Below are 19,087 nucleotides of genomic sequence, written 5' to 3'. Positions count from 1 at the left end.
TTTGATGGACACGATAGTTGATGTGTTAAAGATAAGCATTGAAAAAATCATATTTTTGAGAAAGCCATTATTCAATAAGTAATTATTCATGAAAACGATTTATCTAATCCTTCTCTGTCTCACTTGCACGCTTGGGGCCAATGCCCAGGATAAGCGTCCCCTTGCCATCGCGTTGGCTGGTTTAAGCCACGATCATGTAAACCTGATGATGGACCATTACAAGAAGAAAGAAATTAACCTGGTAGGTATTGCTGAATCAATAAAGAACTGGTCAATAAATTTAAAAAATCATTGGGCATTCCAGACAGTTTATTTTACGATGACCTGAAAACGCTGCTTCACAATAAAAAGCCTGAAGTAGTAATGGCCTTCAATGCCATCAGTGAGCATATTGATGTGGTAAGAGTTTGCGCACCATTGAAAATCGATGTAATGGTAGAAAAGCCTTTGGCTACTACTGTAAAAGATGCAGAAGAAATAGCAGCACTGTCGAAGCGATATGCTATCAAAGTACTCACCAATTATGAAACCACCTGGTATGGCACCAACCAGGAGATTTATAAAAGAGTAAAGGAAGGGCGTATTGGGGATGTAGTAAAAATGGTAGCGCACGACGGCCATGAAGGACCCAAAGAAATTGGATGTAGCCGTTTCTTTCTTGACTGGCTAACTGATCCTGTAAAAAACGGTGCCGGTGCTTTAAATGATTTCGGCTGCTATGGCGCTAATTTATTTACCTGGTTGATGAATAACCAAATGCCCGTTTCGGTGTATGCCGTTACCCACCAGATAAAGCCCGCCATTTATCCTAAAGTAGATGATGATGCTACCATTGTTCTTGAGTATCCTAATGCTACAGGAATTATAGAAGCTTCCTGGAACTGGCCTTACAGTATTAAGGATTGGGAAGTGTTTGGTAAAACCGGTTACCTGCAGGCCGTGAATAGCAAAGCGCTGCGTACCAAAACCAATAAAACGGCTTACGAGATCAGTGAGGTGAGCTCCCCGCAGGCGCCCTATCAAAGTTACCTGGCTTATGTTACAGCCTTATTACGCAAAGAAATTGTACCTGTAGACGATCTTTCTTCATTAACTAATAATGTGATTGTGGTAAAGATTCTTGCGGCTGCAAAAGAGTCGGCGAGGACGGGGAAGAAAGTGTTGTTGAAGTAAAATCTGTACGCTGCGGTTGTTGTGTCTTTTTGTTCAACAACTGAAGCTTCGGAGGGTTAGTTCCTGTTAAACAATATATTTACTGTTGGTGAAAATACAGAGGCAAGTATAAAAATGTGAATGATGAGATTATTTTTTACGTTTTCTTTTTGCTTTGCTCGCATATATCATTTGCACAGAAGGATACGGTTATTGGAAAAAGTAAAAAGGGTTTATTATTTCTTTCCCAACACAATTACAAATACGATTGGGATGTTTTAAATGAAATGAGGCACTTAGGTTTTCATGACTTTTTTCTTCCGACAGATTCAGTTGGGGCAATAGATTGGTATAAGAAAGATAGCGGTAGTCTTTTCACCCATGCTTTACGGGTAGATTTTGTTCCAGAAAGGTATGATTTGAAAAAGAAGGCACAACGAGTAGTTTGCATTGATTCTACGAGATGCTACGCTTATGATAACTTCTATATCATTCCTGTGGTTGTGGATTATGGATTGTTTACAGACTACGAACCTCCCATTTGTGGCCGCTCTTATTTTAGCTTACAAATAGGCAATGGAAACTTATTTCGGGTGGAGTATATTTCAAAAGCAATTAAGCTGTTGAAGGTATTAAGTGTCAAACATTCAGACATAAAATAGCGGCGAGAAGGAATCCACAGGTTGAGGTTATTGCATTTTTCGCCAGGCAACGGAAGCGATATGCTTTGATGCCGTTGTTGGATGTTAAGTGAGCTACCGTTGTTGTGTATTTTTGACAAATAACTGAATACGCGTAAGATGCCTTTGTTGGTGTTTTTCACCAACAAATTTTTACGGTCGATTTTGCTTATTTTTAGGTATCAGATATTTATATCATGGTTGCGCTAATCACTGAATACCCACAATTTTTTACAGCTACAAATTTAGAGTGGAAGCCATTATTGAAAACAGTAGCGCATAAAGAAATAGTAATAAGTAGTCTCCGCTTTCTCGTCGAAAATAAAAGGATAAAGCTGTTTGCATTCGTTATAATGCCCAATCACCTGCACCTTATATGGCAAATGCAGCCGCTCATTCATCCTAAACATGTACAAAGAGACTTTTTAAAGTATACAGCACAGCAGATGAAATATCATATGCAACAACACTACCCGGAAATGTTGCAAGCGTTTTTTGTAGGAGCTGCTGATAGGATGTATCAATTTTGGGAACGTAACCCTTTAAGTATTGAATTGAGAAGTTATACCATTTTTCAGCAAAAACTCGACTACATACATTTCAATCCGGTTCGTGCCGGTTTATGTAAGTATCCGGAAGAGTACTTATATTCATCAGCACAGTTTTATAGAGCCGGAGTGGATAACTGGGGCTTTTTATCGCACTATGCAGACTGAAATGATGGTATATTGCTGTTATTGAGAAACACCAACAGCGAAAATGACAAAGGCTGGTTGGCACCTGGCCGTTGTTGTTTTTTTGACCAACAACTGAAGCGCGGCAGCATAGCTGAATGTTGAGGCAGTATTTCTGAATCAGCTATTGTTAAATAATATATTGCTGTTATTGAGAAACGCCAACAGTGACGAAAATGACAAAGGCTGGTTGGCGCCTCGCCGTTGTTGTGTCTTTTTTTGACCAACAACTGGAGCGTGGCGGCATAGCTGATTGTTGAGGGAGTGTTTCTGCATTTGCTATTGTTAAATGATATATTGATGTTGTTGAGAAACACCAACAGCGACAAAAATGGCAAAGGCAGGTTGGCCCCTCGCCGTTGTTGTGTCTTTTTGACCAACAACTGAAGGGAGGCCTAATGAATTGATCTATTCCGATCCCAATCCCAATCCCTATCAGTTGCTGTATATATTACTGTTGGTGAAAAACACCAACAGCGGCAAAAAACTTATGAATCCAATTCTTAGGTAGATTAAAACTTGGTTGTGCTTTTATAAATACGTCGCCTACGGAAATCCGTAAAATACCGCCTTCCGCCTTCCATAGCTTCGTGCAATAAAAAGTAAATTTATGATTATTATGTTCGCGAAATTTAGAGTTAGCGTATTGCCATTATTTTTTAAGCTTTTAATACTGCTGGTTTTTCTGGGATCTTGTAAGAAAACAGCCAATGACGTCCAAGAGCAACCAGAACCAACTCCGGTGGTTTTTGCTTACGAAGTTCATTGCGATTTTTGTAGTATAACTTATATTGATTTAAATGGTGAAAGCAGGACTGTAAAAAATAATACCGGTAAATGGAGTTTTAATATCCTGGGGAAAACACCATCAAACCTCAAGCTAAGTGTTGTAACAACTTTACCGAGCTATCAATCTATCCAAGCGTACATTCTGAAAGATGGGGAGGTGATTTATGGAGATTCTGGCTATAATCGTGCAGAGATTGCCTACAGTACGGTTAATGGTAATGGTACCTCTAGTTTTGGAAGTTATATTCCATCAACTTCAACAGGGGGAAGTAATCAAAATGGAGGTTCTTCTTCTAGTTCGTCTGTATGTGGTGCAAAAAATAAATCAGGGGGATATTGCAAAAGAGTTGTCTCTGGTGGTGGTAGATGCTGGCAACACCGGTAGTTGAATTGCATGCACAAAAGTCATTTATTAATCCTTTGTTGGTGTTTCTCACCAACATTTTTTATTAGAAAACATAGTAGCTATTGCTTAGTTTTAAGCATCATCTACTTAAAGTTTGTTGTGTCTTTTTGACAAACAACTGGAGCATGCGTGGTCCAGTTAATTGAACTATTCTGCCCCTTATCAGTTGCTGTATATATTTGCTGTTGGTGAAAAACACCAACAGCGGCCATAACACCGACAACGGCAGGAATGTTGATAAAACTTCGCCATCACCTCCCATCATCTCTATCCAAAAATAACAACGCATCAAACGCGGTGCTAACAGGCAGCAAAAAGAAGCTCACCTTATTGGCCTGCATCGGCCTGCTTATTGAGAGCCATTTGGCTACTTCAGGAAGACGGGCGGCTGTCCGTAAATCAAGGATATACTTTGACCGGTCTACTTTTAGTAAGGCTTTGTCGATACTATTGGCCTGCAGGGTAGTTGGTTCCGGAGCAATGCTGGAGCCTATGATAAAAAGATCGTTGCCTAATATGGACCTCAGGTATTCGCCCGCACTGTTGGGTGGTAGTGCAAAAGCGTCCCATACGCCACCGGCAGTAGGGGCATTCTTTACGTGGGCATTATGTGCAAATACTAACACCTTTCCTCCGTTGGCTCCGTTGTGTAATATCCAGTTGATATTATCAGCCATCGCAACATCGCGTGCGTTCATGGCTTTCCATGCGTTGGGCGGTATTTTGCCTGGCTGATCCGGCGGCATCACGCGCATCATCCGGTCCCGCTGCAATGCAGCAATGGCGTTACGGTTTGCCCATTCATAAGCATCTTTGGTACTCCTGTTGATAAAAGCGATCCGCTGGCGTTCGAGCAGGGCTACTATATTTTCCAGTACCGTGGTAAGGGTATTCTGGTCCTTTAAAGAAAGTGCCGGATACCTTACTACAGACATCTGCGTTAAATAGAAAGCCAGCTCAAAATGGGCGCGACGGGCTGCACTTTCATCTACCTGTTGCAGGTAGGCCAATACCTGGTCGAGCGCTGAGTGGTTAGGTGTGGTATCACCCGGGAAGCCGATCATCTGTATATCCATACCGTAGAACCTGAGCTTTATGGTATGGGCGCTATCGGCGTTGTATTGCCGCATCCAGTTCAGCAGTTCTATATTTTCAGCTGCAGGCTCGCTAATACTCAATGCCGCCGCTGCATCTTTGGCCGTTCCTCTGCCGCCCGCAATATAATCCGCTGCAAGGCGCGATTGGGCCAGGTCGCCCTCAATAGCAATAGTGGTAAAGCCGCAATGGTGCACGAGAAATTTGAATAGCCGGTTCCTAAATGCAAGCGGCTCGCGAAAGCCATGAGCTGGTTCGCCCAATGCCACCACGCGGGCCTCGCCGATCATTTGTTTAACAGGGTACAGGTCTTTATCATCCGTGGCTTTATCGCTGGCTTGTAAAGTAAATGCATGTTTTTGCGCCCAGTTTACAAATGCATTATTATTGTCTGACCTGTCTGCCATAGACTGGGCAAAAATGGATGCATTATAAAACAGGAGGATGCAAACAGCTATTAGCTTTTTATGCAAAATGGCTTTCATAATAACCTTGTAGTGAACCGGGCTCATGGGCTATGTTTTATACGATAACTGATTTTCTACAAAAGTGATTCTTTGTATGATGCGGCTATTATGAAATGTGATGAAATGGTAGAATAATGGGATGAAAGAATGTTGGGTATGGTTAGTACATTTGTTGTTGGTGAAAACGATATCGACAAAAATTGTAGGGCATATAAAACACATATGAATACACATAGTATTTTAGAAAAGCATAAAAAGCTAAAGTTTCCTCCGTTCCCTAACGATGAAGATTTTTCTTTGTGGGTTGAAGAGCTAGTTGAGTTGGATGCTCATTATTATGGGTTGGTCACATCAATAGTTGTCGGAGGTTTAAAGGCTTTTGATATCAATTTGCTTGAGGATTTGAAACAACGATTGATTAAGTTTGAAGTTTTGGAAGATGATAAAGATACTTACAGAGAATGCGAAGCGTACATTGTTTCGCTGGAAAATATAGTACAAGTTATTCGTGAGAATAATTATTAATTGACAATATCGAATGTTTCCTTGGCTAGTGTCCGGTGAGTAGACGTTGTTGTGTCTTTTTGACCAACAACTGAAGCGTGGGACGGATAGTTAGTTATTGAGGTGTCGTTCTATATCTGTTGCTGTGAAATACTATATTTGCTGTAGATGAAAAATACTAAAAGCAGCAGAATATCAGGTTATCAGCATGACAAGGGAAATGAATAAAGAAATGTTAGAAAACTATTATTTCAATGCGACTGAATCTTATAAAAGATGCATTGAAGTAGAGGAAAACTCTTTTTTATCAGACGAGCTCGGAATATCTGTACATGATTTAGATGTTAAAATGGATTCTGTGCGATTTAAATATCTCGGTTTACATAGTGACGCTTATCTTATTGAAGTAAGAGTGGACTTATTTTCAAATGATTTTTATTTAGGACATTATATATCTGTTTTAGATGAAGATGGTCTGGAAATTGACAATTATCTGGTCTTCAAATAATAAAGATTTTTATCATTGTTTGTCTTCCTTCGCCACTGTTATTGTGTATTTTTTGACCAACAACCGAAGCGCCGGCCGCATGGTTAATTGTTGAGGGGATGTTTCTGCATCAATTCCTGCTAAATAATATATTTGCAGTTGCTAAAAAAGCCGCAGCACCAAGAAATCAATAATACGAAAAATGAGCTTTAAAAAAAGTTATCCTGTCTTGTACCAATTTTTTGGTGCTTATTTTCCTGATGCAGATATTGAAGGATTGACAGATGAAGAAGTGACAACGAACTATATTATCGACAGTAATAAATCGGAAAAATCGAAGACGGAATTAGAGCAAACAAAGAAAGAGTTATCTTCTCTGATGTGTAATATAGAAGATTATTGGCAGGAGGTCAGCGACGAGTCTAATCGATTCTTCGAGAGCCCCTCTGATGCACTAGAATGGTTGGCTATGATTAACCATAAGCTACACCAATGACAGTTTCTAATATAGATATATAGCCACCCGTTCAATTCGGTGCAAGTTTACAACTAAAAAGGGTTTGGGTATTGTTTCATTTTGGTGTTTGTGCTCAATAACTGTGCTAGAGTTTCACCATCAGCTGAAGCATAAGAAGTTCGAGCTAGAGTTTTCCTACCTTTTAATCAAACTAAAAAAATCTTCCAGCGTTAAATCTCTTGCCGTGCATATTTTTTCAAGCGTGTACAAGGTTATATTATCCGGACTGAAGTGCAGGCCGGATAGTTAATGGGTGCTATCCTGTATCTGTTGCTATTAAATAATATATTTGCTGTCAGTGAAAAACACCAACAGGCGGAACGTCAGTTCTTTTTTGGTGTAAAGGCGAATGCCTCGTTGTCATTGATAACTAAAGAAATAATTCCCGACAAATGTTTTTTCTAGAAAACTTGCATGTATTTATAGGAGTTCTTTTTATTTTAAAAGTTTATCTCCATTACTTTATTGCGAAAAAGAATAAAAGAGATTTGAACTTATCTGGAACCGGAGATTCAATTGAATTTCTATTGTTTTATACGAAACCTGTATTACCTAAATATAAAAAACTTAAAAAAACTTGCAATGTAGTGTATTCACTTATTATCCTTTTGATAGGTTTGTTAATAGTGTCTATTTCGCAATAGGATGCTGTATTTTTATTTTCGATAAAGTGTTTTGGTTAAGCATAAGCAGCTACCAACTACCGTTGGGTAATCAATGAGAAAATATTTTCTCGCATCCATGAAGTTCAAAGTTCAACGAGCTAAATACTCTTGCCTAATCAATCTTAGAAGGTAAGCGTCAAATCCCTTGCTATGCAAATTTTTTCAAGCGTGTACAAAGTAATGTTATAGGAAGCTGTTTCCCATTCTTTGCAGATGTAATTATTGGTGATTGAATGTATACCTTGCATAAAACACAAAAGAGGTGAGGTGTGTGTTCCATAATTAAATATCGAGGGTTCGTTTCATATCGTTTCTGACCTCCTCCCTAAAAAACGTAGCGATTAAAAGTAGAAAATTGGCGCAATATCGATAACTTAAAAATTAAATATTGCGTATGAAGAAGTCAAAGTTTACGGAGGCACAGATTGTGTTTTCGATTCGTCAATCAGAACAGGGAGTAAAGGTGGAAGAGATCTGCCGGAAGCTGGGGATTTCGGAAGCTACTTTTTACAACTGGAAGAAAAAATATGGAGGATTGGGCGTATCCGAACTTCGGGAATTAAGAATGCTAAAAGAGGAAAACGCCCGTTTAAAACAGATTGTAGCCGATTTGAGTCTTGACAGGCAAATGCTACAGGATGTAATAAAAAAAAAGCTCTGAAGCCTGCACAGAAAAAGGAATTAGCGATATATCTGAGGCAGCAATACCAGGTATCAACACGAAGATCGTGCAGGTTAATGATGGTTTATCATTCGGTATACTATTACAAACACCATCGAAGGCAAGATGCACCCCTACGAAGCAGGATCCGTGAGATTGCTGTTACACGTGTGCGATATGGCCTTTGGCGGATATATATACTGCTGAGGCGGGAAGGCTGGAGGGATAATCATAAACGAGTGTACCGGGTGTATAAAGAAGAAGGATTAAACTTAAGAAGCAAAAAGCCGCGGCGATGCAGGGCTGCGGCACAAAGGCTTGAAAGACTGGTGAATACTGAATTGCACCAGTTTTGGTCGATGGATTTTGTGAGCGATGCGCTCTTTGACGGCAGAAAATTCAGGGCATTAACTATAGTGGATAATTTTAGTCGGGAATGTTTGGCCATTATAGCGGGGCAGTCATTAAAAGGCAGCGATGTGGTCACAGCGTTGCAACAGATTAAATCTAAGAGAGGCTTGGTTCCGAAACGGATACAAACAGATAATGGAAGTGAGTTTATCTCAAAAGAAGTTGATCGTTGGGCTTATGAAAATAAAGTAACTCTGGACTATTCCAGGCCAGGTAAACCAACAGACAACCCGTTCATAGAATCTTTCAATGGCAGTTTAAGGGATGAGTGCTTAAATGCCCACTGGTTCTTATCTTTACAAGACGCAAGTGAAAAGATTGAAGCTTGGCGAATTGAGTATAACGAATTTAGGCCGCATAGTTCTTTAAATGATATGACCCCGGCAGAATTTATTAAATGGGTTCAACAACAGCAATAAAAAGACTTTTCTTATGCCTGCCGGCGGCTCCTACGTTCGGAATGATGTGTGGATTGAGTTAAGAAAAAAAGTAAAAAAAGCAACCACACATCATTCCGCACGCAGGCACAATATCTCAGGAAAATAGCGCCAATTTTCTAGTTTAGGCTGCTACTAAATATGGGAGGACCTCATTTCCTGTTAAATAATCCAGTTGTGTTATAAAAAGCTAACAGCAACTAATACATTGAAAATTGATAGAGTATTAGTATTTCGGCGCCGGCTATCAATCCTGCAACAATCAAGAAAAATAACATTTTGTGTGTATAATTGAAATCACTATCATAATCCTTTTGAATAATGGATATAATATCAGGCTTTATAAAATAATAAAGGGCTTTTTTAAATCCCGTCAAATTCTTAAAGAATATCTTAAATAGCAAAGTCAGAACTACCAGGTTAAACAAGATCACTATCAGCGCTTTCATTTTGCAATCAAATTTAGTGATCAATAGTATTAAGCATAAAAAGTATAGTCTTAAGGCTGGAATGTCGTAATGTAATAGCTATTGACTTTTCTTTACGTGGCCTTTTAATTTTTGCTGACTTTTTTGATAGGCCTTGAATTCCTTTTTATCGGCATCAGTAACATTGTCATAATAAGAAGCGATTTCGCTAAAAGAAATTTTTAGTCCGTTGGTAATGGCTATTTGAGTAGAAAGCGTAATATTTTTTTACCATTAGCAATAAGCTGTAAGTGTGATTTTTCAACTCCCATTTCAAGGGCAAGTTGGTTAACGCTGTAACCTTGATCCTTTAATGCTTTAAAGAGACCTACCGCAAATTGAAATGCTATATCCTCCTTTTCTTTTTTATTGTGCGCCTTCATTGAGGCAATCTCAAAGAATTTTAAAAATATATGACGTATAATTATACGTCATATAAAATTTCACTACATTTGTGGCAGTAATATCTAAATTCGCGACTACTTCATACATTATTTGAAGCATTCGCTTTGAATCTCGCTTTTGAAACCTGAGAAATTTCTAAAACGGAACGAGATGATAAGTAGAATAGCTCACGACCTAGGCGTGGGCTCTCTTATCTGTTCCAGGGCTTCTCAGGGCCTCAAAAGCAGTAAGTTGAGCACCCACGCCTTTTTTGTGCGGTGCTGTTTAAAACGCTTTACTATGAACACTACAACCGACACCGCAACCACACCCAACGCTTTTGTTTTTAACGAGGCCCAATGGCTACAGGTATTATTTTTATTGGCCGATACTGCCACCTGGCTGCAACAACTACAGGAAGGTTTGATTTGGCAATTGCCGGTACAACAGCATAAAAAGCTATTGCGTAAAAGCTGGTATTTAAGCGCTACTGTACTGGCGCATATACTGGAGCGCCATTATTATAAATTACCGCGCCACCCATTGGCCGGTAAGTTTACTATATCCATACCGGAGATTGTGAATGCCATAAAGGAAGCCGGCCAGCTATCGCCCGAACCCCTTGCCGGCAGCGCCAACCTGCAAAGAGTATGGGAGGCAGGCTACTCTTTGGGTTATGATCCTGCTGGTAATACTGTTACTATAATGACCATAATCAGCAGTACCGCCGGGAAATTATTACCGCTTTTCCCGGCAGGTTAGCTACCACCTAAAATCACTAGCCATGAAAAAGCAAAACACCCACTGTCGCCGGAGCATTGGTTAAGCCAGTTGGCGTATAAATATCAATGTCATCCGCTTAAGCTAAACCTGAAGAAGGTGATAGAAAAACTGTTTAAGGAAAATCAACCACGGGAATTAGCAACTGCTATAGATGAGTTTTGCATAGCAGCTTTAACCGAGGGTTATGCCTGGCGGCAGGGGAGCCCGGCCAATGCTTTACAACTGGGTAAAAACATAGAACTACTCATGGAGATAGCCTGGCTGCTGCATCCAAAGCGCGATAAGAATCTTATTAAAAAACTTCCTTATCAGCTGCAATTATCAACTAACTTATTGCCCATGCCGTTAAATGCAGCAGAGTATTGGCAACCAGAGTTATTCCTGTCCCGTTTCTTTCAATACCAATCTTTGCTTCAATGGAAACAGCTGCTAATCTGTTTTACCGAAAATGCTATAGGCAGCGGCTCTGTTGCAGAAGAATTACACAGCCCGGAGTTACTGAATTTCAATCTATATCTTAAAAAGCTGGTATATGCGGTTTACTGTTTGGGTTTAGGTGAGCGAGATAATTGAACTACTTCCCGGGAGTGGAAGCTGTTGATGAAAAAACAGCAGCGGGGGAAAACACCAACTGCGGCTATAAACCATTTTATTGCCACTAATGCACGAATAAATATCCAGGTATTTGTAAGACGATTTGTTCGAACTGATGAAAGGCTTATTTATATTCAGGAGCCCTTATAGCTGAGAAACATTTGTGCATTCGTGGCGGCTTACCAATGGTGTAAAATAGCATATATAGAAGTATAGGCAGATCTCCAATAGGACTTATATAATATTCAAAATACATTAGGGGCCGATAAGCAGATTCAACTATTCAGAAATTATCTGTGCCTGCCCGTCCGTTCAGGCGGGCATCCGTGGCGCTCAGGTTTTTTTGCCACTAATGCACGAATAAATATGCACGTATTTGTAATGTGAATTTTGCGATCGATTAAAGATTCATATATATCAGTCTGATTTTATAGAAAAGAACCATTCGTGTATTCGTGGCACACTCATCATTCATAAAAAAACGCCACCCTCGCAGGCAGCGTTTCAATTATCTAAACCTATTCTACTATTGTCCGATCTTGGTGATCTTGATCGTATTGGTAGGTATTTTTAAATGTACGGGTGTACTGCCCGTACTTACTGCTATGTCATTTTTCTTCAGGTAACCATTCGTTTTCAGAATTTCGATCTGCTCTGAGAAGATAGTATCCAGGCTACGCTCATCATCATCATACAAAAAGGCACGCACGCCCCATGCCAGGCTCATTTGATTGATAAGGCCCGGGTGCTTCGTAAATACGTACAGAGGTACTTTAGGACGATAGCTGCTGAGCATAAAGCCGGTGTAGCCGCTCTGGGTCATACCGATAAGGGCATTAGCCGCTACGTCTTTAGCCAGGTGACAGGCATTGTAACAAACCGCATCGCTGGTAAGGGTAGGAGAATGGGGCTGAGGTTGCAATACTTCATCCAGGTCGTAGTTGTACTCAGTGCGCTCAATCTCTACAATGATCTTACGCATGGTTTCTACTACCAATGTGGGGTGTGTTGTTGCTGTCTCACCGCTCAACATCACTGCATCAGCGCCTTCTAATACCGCATTCGCCACATCCGTAATTTCACTACGGTTAGGTTTGGTACGGTCGATCATGCTTTCCATCATCTGCGTAGCCACAATTACAGGCTTCGCACGGTGAATACATTTTTTAATGATATTCTTCTGGATCAAAGGTACTTTTTCAACGGGAAGTTCAACACCCAGGTCGCCACGCGCAATCATAATTGCATCCGATGCATTAATGATATCGCGGATATTAGGAATAGCCTCAGGCATTTCTATTTTAGCAATAATCTTGCTGCGGCTCTTCTTTTTGTCTAATATCTTTCTAAGCTTTTTAATGTCTTCTGTCTGGCGTACAAAGCTTAATGCCACCCAATCCAGCTCCTGCTGAATAATAAAGTCAAGATCAGCCAGATCCTTGGGAGTTAATGCAGGCAATGATATTTTCGTATCCGGCAGGTTTACTCCTTTTTTAGAAGAAATAAAACCACCCAATAATACTTCTACCTGTACATCGTTATTGGGCAGTATCTTTTTACTACCACTTCGAGCTTTCCATCGTCGATCATGATCTTGTTACCTACTTTCACATCTGTATGAAAATTGGGATAATGGATGTACAGCTTTTCTTTATTACCAATTATCTTTTGGTTGGTAAAAATAAATTTATCACCGGGGCTTACCGGCATGCCGCCACCTTCTATTTCACCCACACGCAATTTGGGGCCTTGCAAATCGCCCAGAATGGCAACATGGCAACCTTCGTTTTTATTGATCTCGCGGATGTATTCAATAATGGTTTTCTTTTCTTCATGTGCTCCGTGCGAAAAATTCAACCTGAACACATTAACACCTGCTTTTACCAGCGCCAGTAATTTGTCGTAGGTATTACATGCAGGGCCTACTGTTGCTACAATTTTAGTTCTTGCAAAATTCTCGTCGGGCTTTGCAATTTTTTTTGTAGCTGTTTTTTTTGTAGATGCTAATTTTTTAGCCATAATATTTTTGAGTGGTTGTTTGTTTATCTTTTTGATATAACCGGGCTTTACACTACCGTTCTAAAAGCACAAGAGCCGCAAACCTTGCAGCTCTTATGTCAATAATTTTTATTAATTCCAGTTTAAGATAGTAGAAAATACAAACTCTTCAGGATTGCTCACGAATTGTTTAGCCGCTTCCACATCTTCTGCTGTTAAATACTGAAGGTTGTCTTCTAAAACCATTTTAGTTTTAGCATCTTCAATATTTACCAGTCTTGTTTTTACTTTACCATTTTCACCCGTTACATCTTTTAGGAACAACGGATTTACTTCGCCTTTATTATTTACAGTTACAACACAACCCGTCAGTCCCTGGTCAAATAATTTCTTAACACCGGTACCCAGCATCGTGCAATATTGGAGGTCGAATGCAGCAGGAGGTAAGCAACGAAGCTCGTAGCCTAACTCTACCGGGCGGCATTTAATATCCAGGCCTAATTCTTTTAATTTGTTTTGCAGTAAAAGATTATAAATATGCGCTTTACTTACGTTGCCTAGCTCAGGGTGACCATGTGCATCGTAGGTAAACTGAACGCCTGATTCTTTGATCACCTCATCGGTCATAAAGTGAAAAATTCCTTCGCTTACGATAGCCACACCATAATTGATACCCATTATTTTTCTTTTCAGAATAGCTGAAACGATGAGTTTTGTTATGTTTTCAAAGTTCAGAGCGGCTTTGTTAAACATTTCCGGCATTACGATCATGGGTAAATGACAGGAGGTACCAATACTGAAAGCCAGGTGACCCGCTTCACGACCCATTGCAGACACTACGAACCAATTGGCCGATGTTTTTGCATCTTCATAAACGGTTTTGGTAATTCTAACACCTTCTTCAGTCGCACTTTGGTAACCAAAGGTAGGCTGATTGTCAGGAAGCGGAAGATCGTTATCGATTGTTTTAGGAACGTGTATATTTTGGATCGGAAATTTGTTCTCCGTTAAAAACAGGGAAATGCGGTTGGCGGTAGAAGCGGTATCGTCACCACCAATGGTAACTAATAGTTTTACGTTGTTGTTAACGAAGAAATCCTGCGTAAATTCTTCATTTTTAGGTTTGTAGCGGCTCATTCTCAATACAGAACCACCTCTTGTCAACACGCTGTCAGCTAGTTCAAAATCAATATCTACGGTAGATGCTTTTCCGGTAAAGAGGTTTTTATAACCATCGTGCAGGCCAATTACCCTGTATCCGCCTTTTAAAAAGATCTTCGATACGGAGCTAATAACACTGTTAATGCCGGGAGCGGGACCTCCCGCAGCAAGAATTAAAATACTTTGTTGCATATTGGTTTTTATAAATTGTAAGCTTCAAATATATTAAAAATACCGTTGTGTGTATAAAACACTTTAAGTAAACCGGATTTTTGATGACCGGTAAGATAAATACATTTGAAAAGAATATTTTTGAATTCGTTTTAAATATTTATTAAAGAAATATCCGCCTATCATTCTTTCCGTACTTCCGGAGCCTGTTTCGGCGTACAGAATGCATGTTTTTATTGAACCAGATAAAAATTAAAAATTATGAGAATGAAACAATTTTTACCCCTTATATCGATATTTACCGCAATGGAGATACAGGCTCAAATACAATACCCTGTTACGGAGAAGAATACTGTAACAGACGATTATTTCGGAACCAAGGTAGAAGACCCTTACCGCTGGCTGGAGGATGATAATGCAGAAGCTACAAAAAAATGGGTGGTGGAGCAGAACAAAGTAACCACTGCTTATCTCTCCAAAATCCCTTTCAGAGACAAAATAGAAAGCAGGCTGGAGCAGCTGTGGAATTATCCTAAATCTGGTGCACCTTTCAAAAAAGGCGAATGGTATTATTATTATAAGAATAGCGGACTGCAGAACCAGTCTGTATTATACCGCACCAAAGATCTGAAGGCAGAGCCAGAGGTTTTTCTTGATCCGAATACCCTCAGCACAGAAGGCCTGGTAGCATTAAGTGGCTTGTCTTTTAATAAATCGGGAAAGCTTTTGGCTTATTCTCTTTCAAAAGCGGGCAGCGACTGGACGGAGATATTTGTGATGGATGTAGAAAGTAAGAAGTTATTAAACGATAAAATTGAGTGGACCAAGTTTGGAGGTGCCGCCTGGAAAGGTGAAGAGGGCTTTTACTACAGTGCTTATGATAAGCCTGATGAAAAATCAAAACTGAGTAAGGCGAATGAGTTTCAGAAAGTATACTTCCACAAAATGGGAACGGCTCAATCAGCGGATCAGCTGATTCATGAAGATAAAGAGCACCCTAAACGCTATTTTGGCTGTGGATTAACCGACGATGAACGCTTTTTGATCCTGAGTGTATCTGAAGGTACAAGCGGATCGGAGATCTGGGTTCGCGATCTGCAGGATGCTTCACAAACAGGGTTTAGTTTACTGGTAAAGGGTTTCGATACACAATCTAATATTGTAGAGAATGATGGCGATAAGCTGTTGGTTCAAACCAACTACCAGTCTCCCAATTTCAGGGTGGTTGCCGTTGATCCTAAAAATCCGGGCCGCGAAAACTGGAAAACGATTATTCCTGAGCAGAAAGAAGTGCTGCTGGGTGTGGGAACAGGCGGCGGTAATTTATTTACCAACTATCTGAAAGATGCTTCCAGCAGGGTATATCAATATGATTATAGCGGCAAGCAGATAAGAGAAATTAAATTGCCCGGAATCGGCTCTGCCGGCGGGTTTGGGGCTGAAAAAGAAGATAAAGAATTCTATTACAGCTACTCCTCCTTTGCAACGCCTCCTGCTATTTATAAGTATGATATTGCCAGCGGAAAATCGGAGCTGTACAAAACCACCGAGATCAATATGAGCACGGCTGATATTGTAACCGAGCAGATATTCTTTACCAGTAAGGATGGTACTAAAGTGCCCATGTTTTTAACCTATAAAAAAGGGTTGAAGAAAGATGGTAATAATCCTGTTTTATTATATGGCTATGGGGGATTCAATATACCGATGACACCGGGCTTTAGCGTAAGCAATGCTTTCTTTGTAGAGCAAGGCGGTATTTATGTAGTAGTAAACCTGCGTGGCGGTAACGAGTATGGCGAAGAATGGCATAAAGCGGGTATGTTGCTGAAAAAGCAAAATGTGTTTGATGACTTTATTGGTGCTGCAGAATACCTGGTGAAAAACAAATACACCAACAGCAGTAAAATAGCAGTACGAGGCGGTAGCAATGGTGGATTATTAGTGGGGGCTGTAATGACCCAACGTCCGGACCTGTTTAAAGTGGCCATTCCACAGGTTGGCGTGTTGGATATGCTGCGCTACCACAAGTTTACCGTAGGTTGGGGCTGGGCTGTAGAGTATGGTAATGCGGATTCCGCACAGTACTTTCCTTATCTATATAAGTACTCTCCTTACCATAATTTAAAGAAAGGCGTATCGTATCCGGCTACCATTGTTACTACTGGTGATCATGATGATCGCGTGGTACCGGCGCACTCTTTCAAATATGCCGCCAGGTTACAGGAATACCATAAAGGTGCTAATCCTGTATTGATACGCATAGAAACCAATGCAGGGCATGGTGCAGGTAAACCTACGAGCAAGGTAATTGAGGAAGCAGCGGATATATGGGCATTTACAATGTACAACCTGGGTATGAAGTATAAAGACTAATGTCATTTTAACCGCGAAGGCATGAAGACGCAAGGAAGAAATGAAATTGAAGAAAAACATTGCGCCTTTGGTCCTGGCGGTTAAACTATCTTTAAACGGGCGAAAGCCCGTTTTTTTTATAAGTTCGCATCACCGATATTTTAAAGATTATTTGATACTATGAAAAGGATATTACTACTGGCAATTTTATGCGCCTTATTGTGTGTTTCAGCATCTGTTTGGTCTCAAAAAGTTAATGAGCCTGCCGGTAACCCCGAGTGGGCAAAACCTTATCAGCCCTTTCGTATTGCAGGTAACCTGTATTATGTAGGCACTTATGATCTGGCTGCTTATCTTATTGTTACCAATAAGGGAAATATATTGATCAATACAGGTTTGTCCAGCTCTGCTGATTTGATCAAAAAAATATAGAGCAGCTCGGATTTAAGTTTTCCGATATCAAAATACTATTAACCAACCAGGCGCACTATGACCACCTGGGCGCCATGGCCGCTATAAAAAAACAAACGGGTGCCAAATTTTATGTGGATGCAGCTGACGCGGAAGTTTGCAAAGCCGGCGGCGCCAACGATTATGAAATGGGCCATTTAGGAATGAGCTTCCAGCCCGTTATACCCGATAAATTGCTGAAGGATAAAGATGTGATACAGCTGGGAACTACAAGGCTTACCATGCTGCATCATCCGGGGCATACCAAGGGCTCCTGCAGCTTCTTACTAAATGTAGTTGACGGAAAGCGGCTGTATAAGATGCTGATCGCAAATGTGCCAAGTATTATCACCGATAAACCTTTCTCAGAAATTTCGGCATATCCACGCATCAGGGAAGATTATACCTACACCCTGAAGGCCATGAAAGAGCTGCAATTTGAACTTTGGGTAGCGGCACACGCCAGCCAGTTTCAGCTACACGCTAAAAGAAAAGAAGGTGACGCATACAGCCCATCTGTTTTTGCCGATCGTAAAGGCTACGACAAGCTGCTGGAAGACATATCAGAAGATTTTAATAACCACCCCTAAAAAACTTATTCACCGGATGTTAACGGTGGGTCGGGAATTTGAGGCCTTATAACCCATTCTAAACCTTTTCCTTCTATTTTTGTATTTATTCAAATCAAAAAATATATGGCAGACGAGAGTATAGAAAGAGTGCATTGTTTAATTATAGGTTCAGGACCAGCAGGGTATACAGCGGCTATTTATGCGGCCCGTGCCAACCTGAAACCGGTTTTATACCAGGGTATTCAGCCCGGTGGTCAGTTGACCATTACAACGGAAGTAGAAAATTACCCGGGCTACGCAGAAGGTGTACAGGGACCGGAGATGATGATAGATTTTGAAAAACAAGCTAAACGCATGGGGGCTGATATCCGCTATGGATTGGCTACCAAGGTAGATTTTTCAGGTCATCCCCATAAAGTATGGATTGATGAGGAGAAGCTGATTGAAGCAGATGCGGTTATTATTTCAACCGGGGCTTCTGCCAAATGGCTGGGTTTGCCTAGTGAAGAGAAATACAACGGCTTTGGGGTAAGTGCCTGCGCAGTTTGTGATGGTTTCTTCTTTAAAGGCAGAGATGTAGCGATAGTAGGTGCCGGAGATACAGCCGCAGAAGAAGCATTGTATCTTTCCAAACTTTGTACGAACGTGCACATGCTGATTCGCAAAGATGAAATGCGTGCCAGTAAAGTAATGCAGGATCGTGTGTTGAACACGCCCAATATCAAGATCCACTTTAATACTGAAACAGAAGAGATACTGGGGAGAAAACAGTGAACGCTGTAAAAGTGCGCAACAATCAAACCCAGGAAGTAAGCGAGATACCCGTAGGTGGTTTCTTTGTAGCGATTGGTCACCAGCCTAATTCAGATATATTTAAGGACTTTTTGGATATGGACGAAACGGGCTACATTCAAACAATTCCCGGCACCTCCAAAACCAATATTGCCGGTGTTTTTGCAGCTGGCGATGTGCAGGATAAGATCTATCGCCAGGCAGTTACAGCAGCGGGAAGCGGTTGCATGGCTGCCCTGGATGCAGAAAGATACCTGGGCGAGAAAGGTTTATAGTTTCTAAGAAATAGAAATGCAAAATGATAATTAAAAAGTTCCCAATCGGGAACTTTTTATAATTTAGGCCTGACAATGAT

The 19,087-nt window shown here is 40.6% G+C and carries 20 protein-coding genes and 1 pseudogene; 15 read left to right on the top strand and 6 right to left on the bottom strand.

The features are described 5' to 3' along the window. The first annotated feature begins 88 nt into the window (after nucleotides 1-88). The 5 genes from MKP07_RS32010 (at nucleotide 89) to MKP07_RS31990 (ending at nucleotide 3,740) form a co-directional block, all read left to right on the top strand. Entirely contained in the window at nucleotides 89-328 is a 240-nt protein-coding gene (locus MKP07_RS32010) for a hypothetical protein (protein WP_240852147.1), read from the top strand. Next, a complete protein-coding gene (locus MKP07_RS32005; RefSeq protein ID WP_240852146.1) occupies nucleotides 292-1,173 on the top strand; it encodes a Gfo/Idh/MocA family protein in 882 nt (293 codons plus the stop codon). Before MKP07_RS32010 ends, MKP07_RS32005 begins: the two co-directional genes overlap by 37 nt. A 116-nt stretch (nucleotides 1,174-1,289) precedes the next feature. Beyond that, entirely contained in the window at nucleotides 1,290-1,814 is a 525-nt protein-coding gene (locus MKP07_RS32000) for a hypothetical protein (protein ID WP_240852145.1), read from the top strand. 215 nt (nucleotides 1,815-2,029) lie between these two features. Continuing rightward, a complete protein-coding gene (locus MKP07_RS31995) occupies nucleotides 2,030-2,548 on the top strand; it encodes an REP-associated tyrosine transposase (protein ID WP_240852144.1) in 519 nt (172 codons plus the stop codon). Nucleotides 2,549-3,176: 628 nt separating this feature from the next. Further along, the gene (locus tag MKP07_RS31990; RefSeq protein ID WP_240852143.1) at nucleotides 3,177-3,740 is read left to right on the top strand and encodes a hypothetical protein; all 564 of its coding nucleotides are present in this window, start codon (nucleotides 3,177-3,179) and stop codon (nucleotides 3,738-3,740) included. Nucleotides 3,741-4,012: 272 nt separating this feature from the next. On the opposite strand, the gene MKP07_RS31985 is transcribed toward MKP07_RS31990, so the two are convergent. Continuing rightward, nucleotides 4,013-5,341: an erythromycin esterase family protein gene (locus MKP07_RS31985; RefSeq protein WP_240852142.1), complete on the bottom strand. Its 1,329-nt coding sequence runs from the start codon at nucleotides 5,339-5,341 to the stop codon at nucleotides 4,013-4,015. 138 nt (nucleotides 5,342-5,479) lie between these two features. On the opposite strand from MKP07_RS31985, the gene MKP07_RS31980 reads away from it, so the two are divergent. The 4 genes from MKP07_RS31980 (at nucleotide 5,480) to MKP07_RS31965 (ending at nucleotide 8,987) form a co-directional block, all read left to right on the top strand. Continuing rightward, nucleotides 5,480-5,848, top strand: coding sequence for a hypothetical protein (locus tag MKP07_RS31980; protein ID WP_240852141.1), 369 nt, complete (start codon nucleotides 5,480-5,482; stop codon nucleotides 5,846-5,848). 187 nt (nucleotides 5,849-6,035) lie between these two features. Further along, nucleotides 6,036-6,335: a hypothetical protein gene (locus MKP07_RS31975; protein WP_240852140.1), complete on the top strand. Its 300-nt coding sequence runs from the start codon at nucleotides 6,036-6,038 to the stop codon at nucleotides 6,333-6,335. A 181-nt stretch (nucleotides 6,336-6,516) separates the two neighbouring features. Further along, nucleotides 6,517-6,810, top strand: coding sequence for a contact-dependent growth inhibition system immunity protein (locus MKP07_RS31970; RefSeq protein WP_240852139.1), 294 nt, complete (start codon nucleotides 6,517-6,519; stop codon nucleotides 6,808-6,810). Between the two features lie 1,080 nt (nucleotides 6,811-7,890). Then, nucleotides 7,891-8,987, top strand: a protein-coding gene (locus MKP07_RS31965) for an IS3 family transposase (RefSeq protein WP_240851303.1) whose coding sequence is annotated in 2 segments (ribosomal slippage) — nucleotides 7,891-8,146 and nucleotides 8,146-8,987 — 1,098 coding nt in all. Because the reading frame shifts where the segments join, the coding sequence is not laid out codon by codon here. Nucleotides 8,988-9,205: 218 nt separating this feature from the next. On the opposite strand, the gene MKP07_RS31960 is transcribed toward MKP07_RS31965, so the two are convergent. Together MKP07_RS31960 and MKP07_RS31955 are read right to left on the bottom strand one after the other, a co-directional pair. Further along, nucleotides 9,206-9,454 carry a hypothetical protein gene (locus MKP07_RS31960; protein ID WP_240852138.1) on the bottom strand — a complete coding sequence of 83 codons (249 nt, stop codon included), beginning with the start codon at nucleotides 9,452-9,454 and terminating at the stop codon, nucleotides 9,206-9,208. A gap of 218 nt (nucleotides 9,455-9,672) precedes the next feature. Next, complete coding sequence (locus tag MKP07_RS31955) at nucleotides 9,673-9,855, bottom strand: hypothetical protein (RefSeq protein ID WP_240852137.1); 183 nt, start codon at nucleotides 9,853-9,855, stop codon at nucleotides 9,673-9,675. Between the two features lie 301 nt (nucleotides 9,856-10,156). Here MKP07_RS31955 and MKP07_RS31950 point away from each other — a divergent pair, with 301 nt between their 5' ends. Continuing rightward, entirely contained in the window at nucleotides 10,157-10,618 is a 462-nt protein-coding gene (locus MKP07_RS31950) for a hypothetical protein (protein ID WP_240852136.1), read from the top strand. 117 nt (nucleotides 10,619-10,735) lie between these two features. Beyond that, the gene (locus tag MKP07_RS31945) at nucleotides 10,736-11,212 is read left to right on the top strand and encodes a hypothetical protein (RefSeq protein WP_240852135.1); all 477 of its coding nucleotides are present in this window, start codon (nucleotides 10,736-10,738) and stop codon (nucleotides 11,210-11,212) included. Nucleotides 11,213-11,759: 547 nt separating this feature from the next. Here the strand turns inward: MKP07_RS31945 and pyk are convergent. The 3 genes from pyk to MKP07_RS31935 form a co-directional block, all read right to left on the bottom strand. Beyond that, the gene (gene pyk / locus MKP07_RS31940; RefSeq protein ID WP_262920094.1) at nucleotides 11,760-12,749 is read right to left on the bottom strand and encodes a pyruvate kinase; all 990 of its coding nucleotides are present in this window, start codon (nucleotides 12,747-12,749) and stop codon (nucleotides 11,760-11,762) included. A gap of 8 nt (nucleotides 12,750-12,757) precedes the next feature. Beyond that, nucleotides 12,758-13,252, bottom strand: a complete 495-nt coding sequence (locus tag MKP07_RS40295) for a pyruvate kinase (RefSeq protein ID WP_262920093.1) — start codon at nucleotides 13,250-13,252, stop codon at nucleotides 12,758-12,760. A gap of 111 nt (nucleotides 13,253-13,363) precedes the next feature. Further along, nucleotides 13,364-14,584, bottom strand: coding sequence for a 6-phosphofructokinase (locus tag MKP07_RS31935; protein WP_240852134.1), 1,221 nt, complete (start codon nucleotides 14,582-14,584; stop codon nucleotides 13,364-13,366). Between the two features lie 246 nt (nucleotides 14,585-14,830). Between MKP07_RS31935 and MKP07_RS31930 the strand changes: the two genes are divergently transcribed. The 4 genes and pseudogenes from MKP07_RS31930 (at nucleotide 14,831) to MKP07_RS40290 (ending at nucleotide 19,007) form a co-directional block, all read left to right on the top strand. Continuing rightward, on the top strand, nucleotides 14,831-16,939 hold the full coding sequence (locus MKP07_RS31930; protein ID WP_240852133.1) for a prolyl oligopeptidase family serine peptidase: 2,109 nt from the start codon (nucleotides 14,831-14,833) through the stop codon (nucleotides 16,937-16,939). 159 nt (nucleotides 16,940-17,098) lie between these two features. Further along, a pseudogene (gene bla, locus MKP07_RS43265) lies at nucleotides 17,099-17,958 on the top strand (subclass B3 metallo-beta-lactamase). Nucleotides 17,959-18,063: 105 nt separating this feature from the next. Then, complete coding sequence (locus MKP07_RS31915) at nucleotides 18,064-18,714, top strand: NAD(P)/FAD-dependent oxidoreductase (RefSeq protein ID WP_262920092.1); 651 nt, start codon at nucleotides 18,064-18,066, stop codon at nucleotides 18,712-18,714. Further along, complete coding sequence (locus MKP07_RS40290) at nucleotides 18,711-19,007, top strand: FAD-dependent oxidoreductase (RefSeq protein ID WP_317236186.1); 297 nt, start codon at nucleotides 18,711-18,713, stop codon at nucleotides 19,005-19,007. Before MKP07_RS31915 ends, MKP07_RS40290 begins: the two co-directional genes overlap by 4 nt. Nucleotides 19,008-19,087: the final 80 nt, after the last annotated feature.

Source organism: Paraniabella hibiscisoli (genome assembly GCF_022512515.1).
Taxonomy (GTDB): domain Bacteria; phylum Bacteroidota; class Bacteroidia; order Chitinophagales; family Chitinophagaceae; genus Niabella; species Niabella hibiscisoli.
This window is presented reverse-complemented; position numbering and strand designations above follow the sequence as displayed.